Annotated in this window: 17 protein-coding genes; 8 read left to right on the forward strand and 9 right to left on the reverse strand. The window is 62.8% G+C overall.

Translation table 11 applies throughout. The features are described 5' to 3' along the window. Positions 1-8: 8 nt before the first annotated feature. The 4 genes from V6L75_RS12740 to V6L75_RS12755 all read left to right on the forward strand — a co-directional run bounded on the left by V6L75_RS12740 (position 9) and on the right by V6L75_RS12755 (position 3,557). Positions 9-893, forward strand: a complete 885-nt coding sequence (locus tag V6L75_RS12740; protein WP_334251883.1) for a heme-dependent oxidative N-demethylase family protein — start codon at positions 9-11, stop codon at positions 891-893. A gap of 83 nt (positions 894-976) precedes the next feature. After that, positions 977-2,347 carry an ABC1 kinase family protein gene (locus V6L75_RS12745; RefSeq protein WP_334251884.1) on the forward strand — a complete coding sequence of 457 codons (1,371 nt, stop codon included), beginning with the start codon at positions 977-979 and terminating at the stop codon, positions 2,345-2,347. 136 nt (positions 2,348-2,483) lie between these two features. Then, complete coding sequence (locus V6L75_RS12750) at positions 2,484-2,768, forward strand: aa3-type cytochrome c oxidase subunit IV (RefSeq protein ID WP_050472553.1); 285 nt, start codon at positions 2,484-2,486, stop codon at positions 2,766-2,768. A 96-nt stretch (positions 2,769-2,864) separates the two neighbouring features. Then, positions 2,865-3,557 (forward strand): pseudouridine synthase, encoded by a 693-nt coding sequence (locus V6L75_RS12755; RefSeq protein WP_334251885.1) that lies wholly within the window; start codon positions 2,865-2,867, stop codon positions 3,555-3,557. Between the two features lie 9 nt (positions 3,558-3,566). On the opposite strand, the gene V6L75_RS12760 is transcribed toward V6L75_RS12755, so the two are convergent. Further along, the gene (locus tag V6L75_RS12760) at positions 3,567-4,436 is read right to left on the reverse strand and encodes a tetratricopeptide repeat protein (protein WP_334251886.1); all 870 of its coding nucleotides are present in this window, start codon (positions 4,434-4,436) and stop codon (positions 3,567-3,569) included. Positions 4,437-4,651: 215 nt separating this feature from the next. Next, positions 4,652-4,876 (reverse strand): 30S ribosomal protein S21, encoded by a 225-nt coding sequence (gene rpsU / locus V6L75_RS12765; protein ID WP_040678867.1) that lies wholly within the window; start codon positions 4,874-4,876, stop codon positions 4,652-4,654. 395 nt (positions 4,877-5,271) lie between these two features. On the opposite strand from rpsU, the gene V6L75_RS12770 reads away from it, so the two are divergent. Continuing rightward, positions 5,272-6,672, forward strand: coding sequence for an MATE family efflux transporter (locus tag V6L75_RS12770; protein ID WP_334251887.1), 1,401 nt, complete (start codon positions 5,272-5,274; stop codon positions 6,670-6,672). A gap of 84 nt (positions 6,673-6,756) precedes the next feature. Here V6L75_RS12770 and V6L75_RS12775 read toward each other — a convergent pair whose 3' ends face one another. The 3 genes from V6L75_RS12775 to V6L75_RS12785 all read right to left on the reverse strand — a co-directional run bounded on the left by V6L75_RS12775 (position 6,757) and on the right by V6L75_RS12785 (position 8,707). Beyond that, positions 6,757-7,866 carry a 5-(carboxyamino)imidazole ribonucleotide synthase gene (locus tag V6L75_RS12775; RefSeq protein WP_334251888.1) on the reverse strand — a complete coding sequence of 370 codons (1,110 nt, stop codon included), beginning with the start codon at positions 7,864-7,866 and terminating at the stop codon, positions 6,757-6,759. A gap of 6 nt (positions 7,867-7,872) precedes the next feature. Next, positions 7,873-8,370 carry a 5-(carboxyamino)imidazole ribonucleotide mutase gene (gene purE / locus V6L75_RS12780; RefSeq protein WP_334251889.1) on the reverse strand — a complete coding sequence of 166 codons (498 nt, stop codon included), beginning with the start codon at positions 8,368-8,370 and terminating at the stop codon, positions 7,873-7,875. 130 nt (positions 8,371-8,500) lie between these two features. After that, entirely contained in the window at positions 8,501-8,707 is a 207-nt protein-coding gene (locus tag V6L75_RS12785) for a YdcH family protein (protein ID WP_019965137.1), read from the reverse strand. 377 nt (positions 8,708-9,084) lie between these two features. On the opposite strand from V6L75_RS12785, the gene V6L75_RS12790 reads away from it, so the two are divergent. Next, a complete protein-coding gene (locus V6L75_RS12790) occupies positions 9,085-9,264 on the forward strand; it encodes a YdcH family protein (RefSeq protein WP_026355828.1) in 180 nt (59 codons plus the stop codon). 199 nt (positions 9,265-9,463) lie between these two features. Here V6L75_RS12790 and rpmE read toward each other — a convergent pair whose 3' ends face one another. Then, complete coding sequence (rpmE, locus tag V6L75_RS12795) at positions 9,464-9,688, reverse strand: 50S ribosomal protein L31 (RefSeq protein ID WP_334251890.1); 225 nt, start codon at positions 9,686-9,688, stop codon at positions 9,464-9,466. Between the two features lie 248 nt (positions 9,689-9,936). Between rpmE and V6L75_RS12800 the strand changes: the two genes are divergently transcribed. Next, on the forward strand, positions 9,937-11,778 hold the full coding sequence (locus V6L75_RS12800) for an ABC transporter transmembrane domain-containing protein (RefSeq protein WP_334251891.1): 1,842 nt from the start codon (positions 9,937-9,939) through the stop codon (positions 11,776-11,778). 62 nt (positions 11,779-11,840) lie between these two features. Here the strand turns inward: V6L75_RS12800 and V6L75_RS12805 are convergent, their stop codons facing one another. Next, positions 11,841-12,632 carry an SDR family NAD(P)-dependent oxidoreductase gene (locus V6L75_RS12805; protein ID WP_334251892.1) on the reverse strand — a complete coding sequence of 264 codons (792 nt, stop codon included), beginning with the start codon at positions 12,630-12,632 and terminating at the stop codon, positions 11,841-11,843. Positions 12,633-12,743: 111 nt separating this feature from the next. Beyond that, complete coding sequence (locus V6L75_RS12810) at positions 12,744-14,660, reverse strand: propionyl-CoA synthetase (protein WP_334251893.1); 1,917 nt, start codon at positions 14,658-14,660, stop codon at positions 12,744-12,746. Positions 14,661-14,879: 219 nt separating this feature from the next. Between V6L75_RS12810 and V6L75_RS12815 the strand changes: the two genes are divergently transcribed. Beyond that, on the forward strand, positions 14,880-15,656 hold the full coding sequence (locus V6L75_RS12815) for a sulfite exporter TauE/SafE family protein (protein ID WP_334251894.1): 777 nt from the start codon (positions 14,880-14,882) through the stop codon (positions 15,654-15,656). A gap of 85 nt (positions 15,657-15,741) precedes the next feature. Here the strand turns inward: V6L75_RS12815 and rcdA are convergent, their stop codons facing one another. Then, positions 15,742-16,281 (reverse strand): protease adaptor protein RcdA, encoded by a 540-nt coding sequence (rcdA, locus tag V6L75_RS12820; RefSeq protein ID WP_334251895.1) that lies wholly within the window; start codon positions 16,279-16,281, stop codon positions 15,742-15,744. Positions 16,282-16,596 lie beyond the last annotated feature (315 nt).

Below are 16,596 nucleotides of genomic sequence, written 5' to 3' on the forward strand. Positions count from 1 at the left end.
GAGAGGGGATGTTCCGTTACACGCCTTATGACGGTTCGAAGCGTCCCTTCTCCATCGGTCTTGAACCGGTGCCGCAGGAGCGCTGGTTTGATCCGGACGAGCGTTTTGCCGAACAGCTGGCGCGCAAGCGCGAGCTGATGGATGCTATGGCGGATGTGGTGATCCACAGCGAGCCGGAGACGCTGGCCGCGCAGGCGGAGGCCTTTGGGCTTGTTGCGGCACATCTGCCTGTGGCGCATCCAGATCTCTACCGGGCTGAGGGCGGCGGCATTGCGTTGCAGGCGGATGGCACGGTCTGTCACATGACGCCGGACGAACCGCCGCTGCAGACCATCAGCCGGGCGGTTCAGGAAGATCTTGTCCTCATGCGCAAGGGGGAGGGTGGCTGGCGGCTGGCTGCGGCCTCGCTCTGTTTCCCGTCCTCCTGGTCGCTGGTGGCCAAGGCCTCAAAACCGATGGCTGAGATCCATGAGCATGTGCCCGGTTATGCCGGACGCATGGGCCAGACGATTGACCGCATCTTCGACAATCTGAAACCCGGCCAGCTGGTGGCCCGGCTCAACTGGTCGGTCTATGACAGCCCGGAGCTGCACCACTCCCGTCCCAAGCAGATGTCCCCGCAGATGGCGGAAGGCGAAGGCGCGATGCTGGCGGGCGCGTTCATCCGGGTGGAGCGGCAGACACTCTCCCGCCTGCCGGAAAGCGGCGATCTGCTGTTCACCATCAAGATCCATCACGATCCGCTGCGCCTGCTTGCCGCGCAACCACGGGCGCGGGAATTGGCCGCAGGGCTGGCGGAGCAGCTTGGCAGCCTTGATGAGGCGCAATTGCGCTACAAGGGCCTGATGCTGCACCGCGACCAGCTTGTGAGAGATCTTGGCAGTCTTGTTTGATGGCAGACGGTATCTGACTTGCTGAAACAGGCCAGCATCCCATATGGGATCAGAACGAGAGTTCAGTGTGTCAGGAAGCCTTGATGTCCGCAGGTAATGACAGGGAAGCCAACCGGTTTTCGGCCCGCGTTGGCCGCTATGCCCGCGTGGGCACCAATGTGGGCGGCGTCGCCGCCAAGCTGGCGGGAGCGAAGCTTTTCGGTCTTGCGGCGGACAACAGGAAGGATGCCGAGAGCCTTGCTGCTGCGCTGGGCGGACTGAAGGGCCCGCTGATGAAGGTGGCGCAGCTTCTGTCCACCATCCCGGATCTGCTGCCGCCTGAATATGCTGCGGAACTGGCGAAGCTTCAGGCCAATGCGCCGCCGATGGGCTGGGCCTTCGTCAAGCGCCGCATGCGTGCCGAACTGGGCGCGGACTGGGAGCAGCGTTTCGCCATCTTCGAGAAGGAACCTGCGGCGGCCGCGTCCCTAGGGCAGGTGCATCGTGCCGAGGCGAAGGACGGCCGCGCTCTGGCCTGCAAGCTGCAATATCCGGACATGGCTTCTGCCGTTGAGGCGGATCTCAGCCAGCTCTCCGTGCTCTTCTCCTTGCACCGGCGCATGCAGTCGGCCATCGACACTCGTGAGATCGCCAAGGAAATCGGCGAGCGGCTGCGCGAGGAACTCGATTATCAGCGAGAGGCTCAGCAGATGGCGGTTTACCGCGCCATCTTCAGCGATGAGCCGCGCATCCGCGTGCCGGAAGTGGTGCCGGAGCTTTCGACAAGCCGCCTGCTGACCATGGGCTGGCTGGAGGGTGGGCCGCTGCTTGACTGGAAGGACGCGGATCTGGAGACGCGCAACCGGTTGGCCTCCACCATGTTCCATGCCTGGTGGCATCCGTTCAGCCATTTCGGCGTCATCCATGGCGATCCGCATCTTGGCAATTACACCGTGTTTCAGGAAAACGGCGAGGCGGCAGGCATCAACCTGCTCGACTATGGCTGCATCCGCATCTTCCCGCCTGCCTTTGTCGAAGGAGTGGTGGATCTCTATCTGGGTCTCCTGCATGAGGATGAGGCACGGGTGGTCTCGGCTTATGAGCGCTGGGGTTTCAAGGGGCTGACGCGGGAGCTGATCGATGTGCTGAACATCTGGGCCCGTTTCATTTATGGCCCGCTCCTGACCGACCGCGTGCGCTCCATCGCTGACGGGGTGAGTCCGGCTGAATATGGCCGCAAGGAGGCTTTCCGTGTGCAGCAGTCGCTGAAGAAGCTGGGGCCTGTCACCGTGCCACGTGAGTTCGTCTTCATGGACCGCGCCGCCATCGGTCTCGGCGGAGTTTTCCTGCATCTGCGCGCCGAGCTGAATTTCTTCCGCCTGTTCAACGAACAGATCGACGGTTTCAAGGTTGAAACGGTCGCCGCCCGTCAGGCTGCGGCACTGGAAAGCGCGGGGCTGGTGCCAGGGGGATGAATTGGAGTGTGAATTCTTGACGGCTGCAAAGCCGTCGCCTCTCAGTCTCATATCTTTGCACCACAGGGCTTGACTGGCAGCGCCGGTCGTGAGAGCGATGCATGCAGAAAAGGATGACCGGAACCGGGGGAATCTGATGTCCAACTCCACTTCTTCTTCTTCCATGGATTACGCCGAGCACGAGCGTACCTACGAAGGCTTCATCAACGCCTCGAAGATCGGCACGATCTCGGTGTTGTCCATCGTCGTGACGCTGCTCATGTTCGCCTTTGGCGGCACGGCTGCTCTGGTTCTCGGCTGGATCATGCTGATTGCCAATCTCGTAACTGTCGGCATCGGCTTCGCCCTTGGTGAAAAGGGCTGGATCCCGCCCGCTGCCGTCTTCGCCCTGACGTGTATTCTGGCGATCTTGACCGTCTGATCATCCCCCTATGGGATACTGCAAAGCCCGCAGCCGGTGCTGCGGGCTTTGTCATGTCAAGGTGGTGCTTGCGGCTGCTTTTTCTTGCAAATGGGCATGCGCCGCGCCATACGCTCTGGCATGGACCAGAGCCAGCCACTCCCCTTTGATTATGCGCCGCCACAAGGCCCCCTGCAGATCCTGTTTCAGGACAGGGATGTGCTTGTCGTGGTCAAACCGCACGGGCTTCTCAGCGTCACCGGCAAGGGGGAGGGGCGCGATGACAGCCTCGCCACCCGCGTGTCGCGGATGGTGCGCGGGGCGAGGATCGTCCACCGGCTGGATCTCGACACATCCGGCATCATGGTCATGGGGCTGAATGCGGAAGCGCACCGGCAGCTTTCGATGCAGTTCGAAAGGCGGGAGACGGACAAAGCCTATGTGGCGCTGGTCTATGGCCATGTCGAAGATGAGGCGGGGGAAGTGAACCTTCCGCTCATCGTCGACTGGCCGAACCGGCCGAAGCAGAAGATCTGCTTTGAGGAAGGCCGCCCGGCGGTGACCCTGTGGCGCAATGGCGGGATTGAGGGCGGCTTCACCCGCATGCTGCTGACGCCCATAACGGGCCGGTCGCATCAGTTGCGGGTGCATATGCTCAGCCTCGGCCATCCCATTATCGGCGACAGCCTTTATGCTCATGAGGCCGCCCGCAAGGCCTCCCCGCGTCTGGCGCTGCATGCGCAGATGCTGGAATTCACGCATCCGGTCACGGGCGAGCGCCTGCGGTTCGAGGCGCCCGCGCCGTTCTGAGGGTCAGGGTTAGCGCGAGGCGGTCTGCTGGGCTCGCTGGGCGCGGCCAAGGCCTTCGCGGGCAAGGTCGTTGTTGCTGTCGAGGCCGAGGGCGCGATTGTAGCTGCGCACCGCGTCGGTGTACTTGCCCTGCATCTCCAGCGCCACACCGCGTCCGGCCCAGGCCATGGCGGAGTTCTTGTCGAGGTTGACAGCTTCAGAGAGGTCCGAAAGGGCTGCCGCAGGGTCGTTCATCTTCAGGTAGGAGATGCCGCGTGCGGTATAGGGCTCTTCGGCCTTGGGATTGAGCACGATCGCCGTCGAGAAATCCTCGATGGCAAAGCTGTGCTGTCCCTGCGCCTGATAGATCAGGCCGCGATTGTGGAAGGCGCGGGCGTCATAGGAATTGCGGCGGATCGCCTCGTCAAAGTCCCGCAGGGCTTCGTTGTAGCGGCCCATAAGCCGGTAGGTGTTGCCGCGCCCGATAAGCGCGGTGTCATAACCGGGGTTAATGCGCAGGGCGCGGTCATAGTCCGCAACGGCGTTGGGCATGTTGCCTCGGCGGCGCTCGACAAGCGCCCGGTTGGCAAACGCCTGATAGGAATTGGGATCAAGCTTCAGCGCGGCGTTGAAATCTTCCATTGCCTTGTCGAGACGGCCGGCCTGGCCATAGGCAATGCCGCGCGTATTGTAGGCGCTGGCGTCACGCGGGTTTGACTGGATCACCGCCGTCAATGAATCGATATTGGCGCTGGACCCGGCCGCCCGGTCAATGGGCACATTGGTGTAGATGTCCGAGGTCTGGCAGGCCGCTAGAGCAAGGCAGAGTGCCGCAGCACCCGTCAGCCGCGCTGCCAGCTTGATGCTGGCCGGGGGAACAATGCCTGCAAAAATGCCCATCCGAATCATCCGTCCTGATACAGAGGCCTCAAGGAGGCTTCACCCTGCCGTCTTAAACACGCTTTGACAATGCTAGTGTTGAGCATCTGCCGTAAGGTTCTCACGGACTTGCGCAAACACGAAAAGACCGGCCGGAGAACCAGCCGGTCTTTTCCAAAATGTTAGAGCTGTGCCTTGGAGAGGCGCAGCACGCTTGGCCGGTGTATCACCAGTTCTCAGTGCGTGGCGCGGCCGGGCACAAGGCCCTCGCGCTGGGCACGCTTGCGCGCAAGCTTGCGGGCGCGGCGGACAGCCTCGGCCTTCTCGCGCGCCTTCTTCACGGAAGGCTTCTCGTAGTGGCCGCGAAGCTTCATTTCGCGGAATACGCCTTCACGCTGCAACTTTTTCTTCAGCGCACGAAGCGCCTGATCAACATTGTTGTCGCGAACCAGAACCTGCACGCGTCTGACCCTATCGTTCCACGTCCCGCCTGAGGCAGGAGTGCTGTAGACATGATGTTTAGAAAGCTAGGCTTGTGGCGCGCCCCGGCCTGAAAGGCCTATTCTCGCAGCCACTACCGCTCACTGGCGCGCGTGTTATCAGAATTTGGCCGCAATGTCCACTCTGCTTGCGTTCTGGGCTTGCAAAAGAGCCAGGCGGATACCGCCGCGGCAGAACTGGTTGTGCGGCGGGTGCGCCAGCATTGCGGGTAGACAGGGGCTGCCAAAGGGTCTACGTCTTTCTGCCCATCAAACAGGCATGCTTTTCATGCCGGTGGGGAGTTCCTTCATCGCACCGCCCCCGCATGCCATTGATCTGACGGGAGACGTGCCTGCCGCGCTTTCCGGAGCCTGTCATGCAGACCTCATCCCCGAACACTCCTGCCGCTCTTCCGGCAAAAAGCCTCTGGCTCAGTGATATCCGCCCGACACTCGTGCTGGGCCTGCCGCTGGCGGGGGCCCAGCTGGCACAGATGGCCATCAACACCACTGACGTGATCATGGTGGGCTGGCTGGGTGCTATCGAGCTGGGTGCCGTGGTGCTGGCCCAGAATGTCTATATCCTGTTCTGGCTGTTCGGCATGGGCGTGTGTCAGGCCATCGTGCCGCTGGCCGCTGCCGCTCGCGGGCGCAAGGATGCCCGTGCCATGCGCCGCTCCGTGCGCATGGGGCTGTGGATCGTGGCCTGTTACTGTGTGCCGGTATGGCTGCTTCTATGGTTTAGCGAAGATATCCTGCTGGTTCTGGGGCAGGAGCCCGAAGTGTCTGCAGCCGCCGGGGCCTATGTCCGGGTGATGCAGTGGTCGCTGTTCCCGGCTCTGGCTGTGATGGCGCTTCGCTCTTTCCTGACGGTCACTGGCCTGACGCAGGTGGTGCTTTGGGTGACGGTGCTTTCCGCCTTTCTCAATGGCGGGTTCAACTATCTGCTGATTTTTGGCAATTTCGGCTTTCCCCGTCTGGAGCTGGTGGGTGCGGCCATTGCCTCAGTGGCGACTTCGACCTTCGGCTTTCTGCTGCTCGGGCTTTATGTGATCCGTCACCGGCGCCTGCGCCGTTTTGCCATTTTCGGCCGCATCTGGCGTCCGGATTGGCCGGACTTCTTCACAATCATCAAGCTGGGAACGCCGATTGGGGCAACAATTGTCGCTGAGGGGCTGTTGTTCTCCGGGTCTACGCTGATGATGGGCTGGCTTGGCACGATCCCGCTCGCTGCACACGGCATTGCGCTGCAGCTGGCAGCCATCACCTTCATGATACCGATGGGCATCAGCCAGGCCGGCATGAGCCGCATTGGCATTGCCGCTGGTCAGCGGGATAGGGCAGGTGTGGCTCGGGCTGGCTGGGTTACACTTGGCCTGGCGCTCGTCACCATGTCCTGTGCTGCGATCGCCTTCTGGACCATACCGGATTTTCTCGTTGGCCTGTTCCTGGATGAGAACCTGCCCGATACCCCCCCGGTTCTGGAGCTGGCAGCCGTGTTCCTGGGCGTTGCTGCGGTGTTCCAGCTGGCTGATGGGGCGCAGGTGGCCGGCGGAAGCATTTTGCGCGGTCTTGGCGACACCATGGTGCCTTTCGTCCTGGCGTTGCTCGGCTACATTGCCGTTGGCATGACCACGGCCTACGTGCTGGCCTTTGTGGTGGGGCTTGGTGGTGTCGGCATCTGGTGGGGTCTGGCGACGGGCCTTGCCTTTACAGCAACTCTGGCCATCTGGCGCTTCTCGCAACGCGAGCGGCTGGGACTGGTGCCCGGAGCATGATCAGGCAAGTTTGATGAAACAGAAAAAGGCCCGGTGGAGCGTTCCGCCGGGCCTTTTGGGGGGCTTGAATGCTGGCGGCCTGCGTCAGCCACCTGCCATCGGGCGGATGCGGTTGACATGGCCCATCTTGCGGCCCGCGCGGATTTCGGCCTTGCCGTACAGATGCAGCCGCGCACCGGCCTCGGCAAGGACTGCGGCCCAGCCTTCGGCATCGGCGCCGATCAGATTTTCCATCACCACATCGCTGTGGCGCGCCGGATTGCCCAGCGGCCAGCCTGCAACGGCGCGCATGTGCTGCTCGAACTGTGACACGAGGCAGGCGTCCTGTGTCCAGTGCCCTGAGTTGTGCACGCGCGGGGCAATTTCGTTGACCAGAAGGTCTTCGTCCGCACCGGAGCCTGTGACGAACATCTCCACGCCCGTCACGCCAACATAGCCGAGACTATCGACCACGCGCCGGGCAATCTCCACAGCCTTTGCCGCCGTGGCGGCCGTGACATTGGCCGGAACGGTAGAGGTCTTCAGGATGTGGTGCTCGTGATGGTTCTCGGTGATGTCGTAGCAGGCAATATCCCCGTTGATGCCGCGTGCGGCGACGACAGAGACTTCACGTGTGAAGGGGATGAGCTGTTCCAGCACCAGATCCTTGCCGCCGAGCTTCGCCAGCGCATCGGCCGCCGTGGCACGGTCGCGGATCATGGCCTGACCCTTGCCGTCATAACCGAAGCGCCGGGTCTTCAGCACACCCTGGCCGCCAAACCGGTCGAGCGCGGCGTTCAGATCCGCAAGACTGTCGACAGCGGCGTAACCGGCAAGGGCAATGCCTGCCCCAGAGAGAAAGTCTTTTTCGCTCAGCCGGTCCTGCGACACGGCAAGCGCGCGCGGGCCAGGGCGGACGGGCACAAAGGAGGCGAGATGCGCCGCCGTTGGGCCGGGCACATTCTCGAACTCGTAGGTCACCACATCGACGCTGCGGGCAAAGGCCTCAAGTGCGTCAAGGTCTTCATAGGCCGCCTGCGTGTGCGTTGCCGCGACCTCGAAGGCAGGGCTGCCTGCCTCGGGGCAATAGATATGGCTCTTCAGGCCAAGGCTGGCACCGGCAAGGGCCAGCATGCGGCCCAGCTGGCCGCCGCCGAGAATGCCGATGGTGCTGCCGGGCTTCAGAATGCGGCCGTCGTCAGGAAAGTGGCTCATCCGGGTTCAGGCCTCGTCGCTCGGGAAATCGGCAACGGAAGCCGTCTGTTCGGCGCGGTAGCTGTCGAGCCGGACGGCGAGGCCCTCATCGGTGAGGGCAAGAACGGAGGCAGCAAGCAGGGCAGCGTTGACGGCGCCGGCGCGGCCAATTGCCAGCGTGCCAACCGGAATGCCCGCAGGCATCTGCACGATCGACAGAAGGCTGTCTTCGCCTTTCAGGGTGCGTGACTCGATCGGAACGCCGAACACCGGCAGCGGCGTCAGGGCGGCGGTCATGCCGGGCAGATGGGCGGCTCCGCCTGCACCTGCGATGATCACCTTGACCCCGTTTCCGCGGGCGGCCTTGGCGAAGTCGAACATGCGCTCGGGCGTGCGGTGGGCGGAGACGATGCGGGCCTCATAGGCGACCCCCAGACGGTCAAGCGTATCTGCGGCGTGTTTCATGGTCGGCCAGTCGGACTGGCTGCCCATGATGATTGCGACCGGTGCGGGCCCGTTTGCCATGCTGTCTCCTTATGCCAAGCCTCTGAGATGCTGGCGCATCAAGCCTTGAGAAGGCGCGGATTATAGGCACGGCAAGGCGTGGCGCAAGGCCGCAAGGGCCTGCGATCCGGCATTTTTCAGCCCCTGAGGATCAGGCGATGATGTCCGGGAAAAGCTGGTCTTCCAGAATGGCGATCCGGTCGCGGATCATGAGTTTCTTCTTTTTCAGGCGCTGCAGCTGCAGGGCATCTGCGCTGCCGGTGCCGGCAAGGGCCTGAATGGCGGTATCAAGGTCACGGTGCTCCTGGCGCAGCTGCGCCAGCTCAACTCGCACGGCCTGTTCATTAGCTTCCGGCATCGCTCTCCCCAGACACAATACACGCCGGGCTCAAGTGCTCTGATCCTTGCACAAGTGCTCCCCGGCCCGTCGCGCCTTGCAACTCCAATCGCGGTGGAGAAACCGTACACCGGTGCCTGCGTTTCTGCGAGCCAAATTTGCACCGGGTGACTCCAACACATTGTGGGCGTGGATAAAATCCGCTTTCCTGGTGCAGTGCGGTAGATTAGAAGTGATATATTATTCTGGTGATTTTAATTCTTACGTAAGTGTAGTTTTCATTTTGCAGCGCACTATGCGTCAGATGCAGAGCGGGTCCCATGAAATGCATTCGACAAGCCGGCAAAATGTGTGGCAACATCTCTTTGTCTGAGCCAACAGGACAAGGAGCACTATCCATGTCAATGCAGTCGCATCTTGCAGAACTGGAGCGCCGCCACGCAGCCCTCGACGAAGAGATCGAAACGGCCCTGCGGCACCCAAGTGTCGATACGCTCGAACTGGCCGAGATGAAGCGCAAGAAGCTCAAGCTCAAGGAAGAGATCTTTAAAATCCAGTCGAAAGCCACGATGCACTGAGGTCTGGTCTGACCTGAAGCAACTGTGACATGACGGAGGCATGAGCTGGCGGGGCTTCCGCCAGCTGCGAACCGGGACCGAAGCGCCAGACAGCTGAAGCGGAGCCCGCAGGAAGCACAAAAATCAGAGAACACGAAAAACCCCCGGCCAGTCTGGTCCGGGGGTTTTTTGGTGCTTGCAAGATCTGCAGTGCTGGGGCTCAGGAGCCCAGGAAGCCTGCAAACTTGTTCTTGAAGCGCGAGACACGGCCGCCACGGTCCATGATCTGACGGTCGCCACCGGTCCAGGCCGGGTGGGAGGTCGGATCGATGTCCAGCGACAGGGTGTCGCCTTCCTTGCCGTAGGTCGAACGGGTCATGTATTCCGTGCCATCGGTCATCACGACCTTGATGGCGTGGTAATCGGGATGGATGTTCGCTTTCATCGCCGGTCCTTTCCAGCACCTGCCCACACACCCTTGAGGGCGTTCCGGCGAGATGCAAGTCCTGAAATTTGAGCCAGCGAACGTCTTTCGCACGCATGACCCTTGAAACATGAGGCGCTGCTATATCTCAAGACGGCTGGCAAGACAAGGGCAGGCAAACGCTTGCAGGCGCCTTTTTCCGCTTGGAATTGCCGCTGCCATGGGCCAAGTGATGGCAGGACAGGTTGACAGAGCTGACGGGCAGGCAAATGAGCGGGCAGTTTGACGGCACAAGAGACGGAAACTCTGCAGGAAAGGGCGCTGAAGACGAGGTGGAAGCACGCCGCCGCTCCCTGCGGCCGCTGGCGCAGCTTCTCCCTTATGTGCTGCGTTACCGCTGGATGGTTGCCGGGGCAATGGCCGCGCTGTTTGCTGCGGCCTCCGTCACGCTGGTTCTGCCCGTGGCCGTGCGGCGGATGATCGACAATGGCTTCACTGCGGGCGATCCGGCGCTGGTCAACTCCTACTTCCTGATGCTGATTGGCGTTGCAGCAGCCCTCGCGCTTGCCAGTTCCTGCCGCTATTTCCTCGTCATGTGGATCGGTGAGCGGATCGTCGCCGATGTGCGGGCGGATGTCTTTGCCCATCTGACGGTGCTCAGCCCAGCTTTCTATGACAGCGCCCGCTCGGGCGAAATCCTGTCGCGGCTGACGGCGGACACCACCCAGATCAAGTCCGCCTTCGGCGCCAGCGCCTCCATTGCCATGCGCAATCTGGTGATGTTTATCGGTGCGGTGTCGCTAATGGTCTTCACCAGCCCGCGCCTGTCCGTCATCGTTCTGGCTGCCATTCCGGTGATCGTGCTGCCGCTGATCGGTTTCGGGCGTTCTGTGCGCAAGCGCTCGCGCCGGGCGCAGGACACGCTGGCGGGTGCTTCCGCCTACGCCTCGGAAATGCTGGGCGCCATCCGGGCGCTGCAGGCCTTCACCAGCGAAGGCGTTGCGGCCGGCAAGTTCCGCCTTGCGGTGGAAGAGGCCTTTGGTGCAGCTCGCAGTGCCATGGGCGCACGCGCCTTCCTCACCGGCTTTGCAATCTTCATCATCGCCTCCAGTGTGGTGGCGGTGCTTTGGATTGGCGCTGGGGATGTGTTCGCGGGGCGGATGAGCGGCGGCGAACTGGGTCAGTTCCTGCTGTATTCGATCCTTGCTGCCGGAGCGCTGGGAGAGCTGTCGCAGGTGTGGGGCGAGATTTCGCAGGCAGCAGGCGCGGCCGAACGGCTGGGCGAGATCCTGCGCATCGAGCCGGTGATCAAGGCACCGGCAGATCCGAAGCCTCTGCCAAGCCCGGCACGCGGTGAAGTGAGCTTTGACGGCGTCAGCTTTGCCTATGGCCACACCGGCGGCGGGCCCGTGGTGCGCCAGGTGAGCCTGGACGTGAAGGCGGGCGAAACGGTCGCCATCGTTGGCCCATCAGGGGCCGGCAAGTCGACGCTCTTCCATCTGCTCATGCGCTTCTATGATCCGGTGGAAGGTCAGGTGCGGCTCGATGGGGTGAACCTGCGCGACGTCAGCCCGCAGGCGCTGCGTTCCCGCATCGCGCTGGTGCCGCAGGACACGGTGGTGTTTGGCACGACGGCGGCGGAAAACATCGCCTATGGCCGCCCTGGTGCCTCGCTGGAGGAAATCCACGCAGCGGCACATGCCGCCCGCGCCCATGACTTCATCTCCGCCATGCCGCAGGGCTATGACACCGTGATCGGCGAGCGCGGTGTGACGCTCTCCGGCGGACAGCGCCAGCGCATCGCCATTGCCCGTGCCATTCTCAAGGACGCTCCCGTGCTGCTGCTGGACGAAGCGACAAGCGCGCTCGATGCGGAAAGCGAGGTGCAGGTGCAGAAGGCTCTGGAGCAGCTGATGCAGGGCCGCACGACGCTCGTCATCGCCCATCGCCTTGCCACCGTGCTGAAGGCTGACCGGATCATCGTCATGGAAGAGGGCCGCATCGTGGAGATGGGTACGCATGCCGATCTCGTTGCTGAAGGCGGGCTTTATGCGCGCCTCGCCAGCCTGCAGTTCGACGCCAGCCGCGAGGATGCGCTGGCCGACGCCTGAAAAAGCTGCGGCGGCGCGTTCAGGGAACGGCCGCCGCTTCTTTTGTTTGAATGCAGGAGCGCTCAGTCGTTGTCCGGAACGGCGACCGTGTAGTTGAGCGGCATGCGCCCGCCGTCGACGTAGAGGGTCTGGCCGGTCATGTACGACGAATCGTCCGAAGCAAGGAATGCGGCCACGGAGGCAATCTCCGAAGCCTCTCCGATACGGCCGAGAGGCGTGCGCGACAGGATGCGGTTCTTCGCGGCCTTGTCGGAATTCACCGCCGCCAGCATGTCGGTCATGATCGAGCCGGGGCCTATGGCATTGACGCGGATGCCGTAGGGCGCCAGCGAAAGCGCCGTGGCGCGCGTCAGCTGGGCAAGGCCGCCCTTCGACACGCAGTAGGGGATCTGCGAGGGGATCGCCAGAACCGCGTTGATCGAGGACATGTTGATGATGCAGCCCGGCGTGCCGCCCGCTTCGACGCGTTCCACCATGTGCCGGGCAACGGCCTGTGACACCAGGAAAGAGCCCTTCAGGTTGACCTGAATGACCCGGTCAAAGTCGGCTTCCTCCAGATTGAGGAAATCGGTTCCTGCGACGATGCCAGCATTATTGACCAGAATGTCTATGTCACCGAAAGCGTTCAGCGTTTCGGCAACCAGGTTCCGCACGTCCAGCGCTTCGGCAACGTTGCAGCTGACATAGAGCACATCGCCCAGTGGCTTGAGTTCTTCGGCTGCGGCTTCGCCGGCCTCATCGTCGATATCCGCGATGACGACCCTGGCGCCGTCGCTCAGAAAGCGCCGTGCAATGGCAAGACCGATACCGCGCGAGGCGCCGGTGACGATGGCAACCTTGTTGGTGAGGGACAAGGGAAATTCCTCGTTGTTGTGCAAGGGGCGAACCGCCCGTGAAGGGGCCGTTCCGCGCGCAACAATAGGGCCTTGCGGTCAGCCTGTCGATGGCTGACCGCGGTGCAGCTTTCAGCTCCGTGTGAGGACGCCATATTCCCTGAGGGCCGTCTCGATCTCGTCAAGGATGGCCGGATCGTCGATCGTCGCGGGAACGCGGAACTCCTGTCCGTCGGCGATCTGACGCATGGTGCCGCGCAGGATCTTGCCGGAGCGGGTCTTGGGCAGGCGGTCGACGGTGACAGCGATCTTGAAGGCGGCGACTGGGCCGATGACGTCCCGTACCCGCCGGACAAGCTCCGCCTCCACCTCGTCATGCGGCCGGTTGACGCCTGCCTTCAGCACGACAAAGCCGCAGGGCAGCTGACCCTTGAGCTGATCGTTGATGCCGATGACGGCGCATTCAGCCACATCCGGGTGTCCGGACAGCACCTCTTCCATGGCGCCAGTAGACAGGCGGTGTCCGGCCACGTTGATGATGTCGTCGGTGCGCGACATGATCGACAGGTAACCATCCTCGTCGATGATGCCGGCGTCGGCCGTCTTGTAGTAGCCCGGGAACTCGTCGAGATAGGCACTGCGGAAGCGGGCATCCGCGTTCCACAGGGTCGGCAGGCAGCCGGGCGGCAGGGGCAGCTTGATGACGATGTTGCCAAGCGTGCCACGCGGCACCGGGTGGCCTGCATCATCCAGCACCTGCACGTCATAGCCGGGCATGGCCACCGTGGGCGAGCCGCGCTTGACGGGGAGAATGCCAAGGCCGACCGGATTGCCCGCGATGGCCCAGCCGGTCTCCGTCTGCCACCAGTGGTCGATCACCGGCACGCCGAGCTTTTCCTCCGCCCATTGCACCGTGTCCGGATCCGCGCGCTCACCGGCGAGGAACAGGGTGCGGAAGCCGCTGAGGTCATAATCCTCCATCAGCTTGCCGTTAGGGTCTTCCTTCTTGATGGCGCGGAAGGCTGTGGGCGCGGTGAAGAGCGCGGCGACGGAATGCTCCGAAATGACCCGCCAGAAGGCGCCCGCATCGGGCGTGCCCACCGGCTTGCCCTCATAGACCAGCGTTGTGCAGCCCTGCAGCAGCGGGCCGTAGACGATGTAGGAATGGCCGACGACCCAGCCCACATCGGAGGCGGCCCAGAACACTTCGCCGGGTGCGGCACCATAAAGATTGGACATGGACCATTTCAGCGCCACCATGTGGCCGCCGGTGTCTCGCACCACGCCCTTGGGCTGGCCGGTGGTGCCGGAAGTGTAAAGCACGTAGAGCGGATCGGTCGCCTTCACCGGCACGCAAGGCACTTGCCGGGCAGCCAGATAGGCGGCTTCCGTCAAGGCGCCGAAGTCCCGGTCGCGCTCCTGCGAAATCTCCGCGGCCAGCTGCTTGCGCTGGATGACAAGGCAGAACTCCGGCTTGTGCGCCGATTGTGCGATGGCCGCGTCCACCAGCGGCTTGTAGGCAATCACGCGGCCGGGCTCGATACCGCAGGAGGCGCAGATGATGGCCTTGGGCGCGGCGTCATCAATGCGGGTGGCCAGTTCATGAGCGGCAAAGCCGCCGAAGACAACGGAATGAATGACCCCCAGGCGCGCGCAGGCCAGCATGGCCATTGCGGCCTGGGGGATCATCGGCATGTAGAGAATGACGCGGTCGCCCTTGCCGATCCCATGGTCCTGCAGCACGGCTGCCATGGCCTGAACCTGGTCGAGCATTTCCTGATATGTATAGGCGGCCTGCGTCCCGGTGATGGGGCTGTCGTAAATCAGTGCGGTCTGTCCGGCGCGGCCTTTGGCGACGTGCCGGTCGAGGCAGTTGTAGCAGGTGTTCGTTTCGGCCCCGGCAAACCAGCGGCCATAGGCACCTTCCTGCGCATCGAGGACCTTGTCCCAGGGACGGAACCAGTCGATTTCCGCCGCCGCCTGCGCCCAGAAGGCTTCCGGATCGCGTTTCCAGGCATCATAGGTTTCATGATAGCGGCTGGCGGCCATTGCTTGTCCTCCCAGACAGTTCGGCGGTTCCATCCCTTGCGGCCAGCGCAGGTTCGCACCTTGCCGGGCCGCGTGGCGGAGAATGTCGCAGCTTGCGCTGCACAAGCAAGAGGGCGGCTGCTTAGACATTCGCAGGGGCGTGGGTTTACTTAACCTCTTTGGCTATGCTTCAAAGAGACAGGTCCAGTTCAGGTCCTTCCTCCCGCCGGATGCCCCTTCATGCTCCTGTCACCGATTTCCGATCCGCTGTTCTATGCCGTGGCCATCCCGGCCGTCATCCTTGCGGGGCTGGGCAAGGGCGGCTTTGGCGGTCCCATTGGCATGCTTGCCGTGCCGCTGATGGCGCTGGTCATTCCACCCATCCAGGCCGCCGGAATCATGCTGCCGGTTCTGCTGGTCATGGACGCTGTGGGGCTTGCCGCCTACAGGGGCACGTTTGACCGCAAGGCCATCGCAATCCTTCTGCCTGCGGGTATTCTGGGCGTGGGGCTGGGGTGGCTGACAGCGGCTTTTGTCGAGGACGCACATGTGACGCTGCTGGTCGGCGTCATCTCGCTGGCCTTTGTGGCCGACAGGTTCCGTCCCGGGCGCCGTGGCGGCGGGGCGCTGCCGCATCGTGTTCCCTCGGGGGTTTTCTGGGGCACGCTTTCCGGCTTTACAAGCTTCGTCAGCCACACGGGTGGGCCACCCTATCAGATCTACATGGTGCCGCGTGGCCTTGCACCGGCGCTCTTTGCAGGCACGGCCGTCATCTTCTTCACCACCGTCAATCTGGTGAAGCTGGTTCCCTACTTCCTGCTTGGTCAGTTCGATGCGGCCAATCTTGCGACCGCAGCGGTGTTGTTGCCGCTGGCGCCTCTGGCTACGCTGGCCGGGTGGCGGCTGACGCGGATTGTCCGGCCGCAGCTTTTCTACGGCGCCGTTTATGCCGTGATGGCCTTTGTCGGCACGAAGCTGGTCTGGGATGGCCTGTCAGCGCTTCTTGGCACAGGCTGATCAGGGCTTGATACAGCCGCTGTTCCGGGACGGCACAATGTCTGTCCCGGAACGGGCCTGAGAAGGGAACGTGTGTGGCTGACTGTCAGCCAGCCTTGCCGAACGCCGCGAAGATGCGGTCAATCTGCTGGGCCACCGGGTTTTCTGCCTGAACCGGCTCCTCCGGCTTTTCTTCCACCGGATAGAGCATGGCGTCCAGATGCTGCACCCGCTCCTGCAGGCGCACGGAGCGCAGGATCAGGTCCTGGAGGCGCAACGGCAGGGCATCAAAGGAATTACCCGAATTGGCGCTGCTCAGACGGTCGAGGCGCACGCGATTCTTGTCGGTGCTGGCCTGATCGGGAGACATCTCGCCTTCGTTGACGGCACGCTGCAGCAGCAGCCAGGACGCGAGCTGCATGAGACGCGTCGTCAGGCGCATGGATTCGGTGGCATAGGCCAGCGAGGCCGGGCGCTCCAGCCGCTTCGATTCGCTGCGGCCGTTGCCGTCCAGATAGGCGGCAGTCTCTTCCACGAGAGCCATGCCCTCATGAAACAGCGCCTGGAACTGCTGGGATGCGGCAAGGCGGTCTGCGAAGCTGACCGTTTCAGGCACGATGCTGAGCTTCCTGGTTTCGTCCGTCATGGGTTAACGCCTTCTCATTTGACCCCGGTCCTTGTCAGGACCAGCCATCCGCTTCTGTTCCGATTTGAAACGCGCGGATTTCTTGACAGGATGAAGAGCAACTGCCGTGCCAGCCGCTGTGCCCATGGCGCTGCGGCGAACCGAATCCCTGCTTACAATGTCACGGTGGCGAAAAAAAGAGCCGCGCGCGCGCGGCTCGAAGTCATTAACAGGGAGGCGTCAAACAGAGTGGACAGGAGCCACTCAGGAATCCAGATAACTGGACATTCACAGTTATCTCCTGGAAGGCTTAATATCGCGTAAATGAATAAAATT

It is taken from the genome of Pannonibacter anstelovis (genome assembly GCF_036881715.1).
Taxonomy (GTDB): Bacteria; Pseudomonadota; Alphaproteobacteria; order Rhizobiales; family Stappiaceae; genus Pannonibacter; species Pannonibacter anstelovis.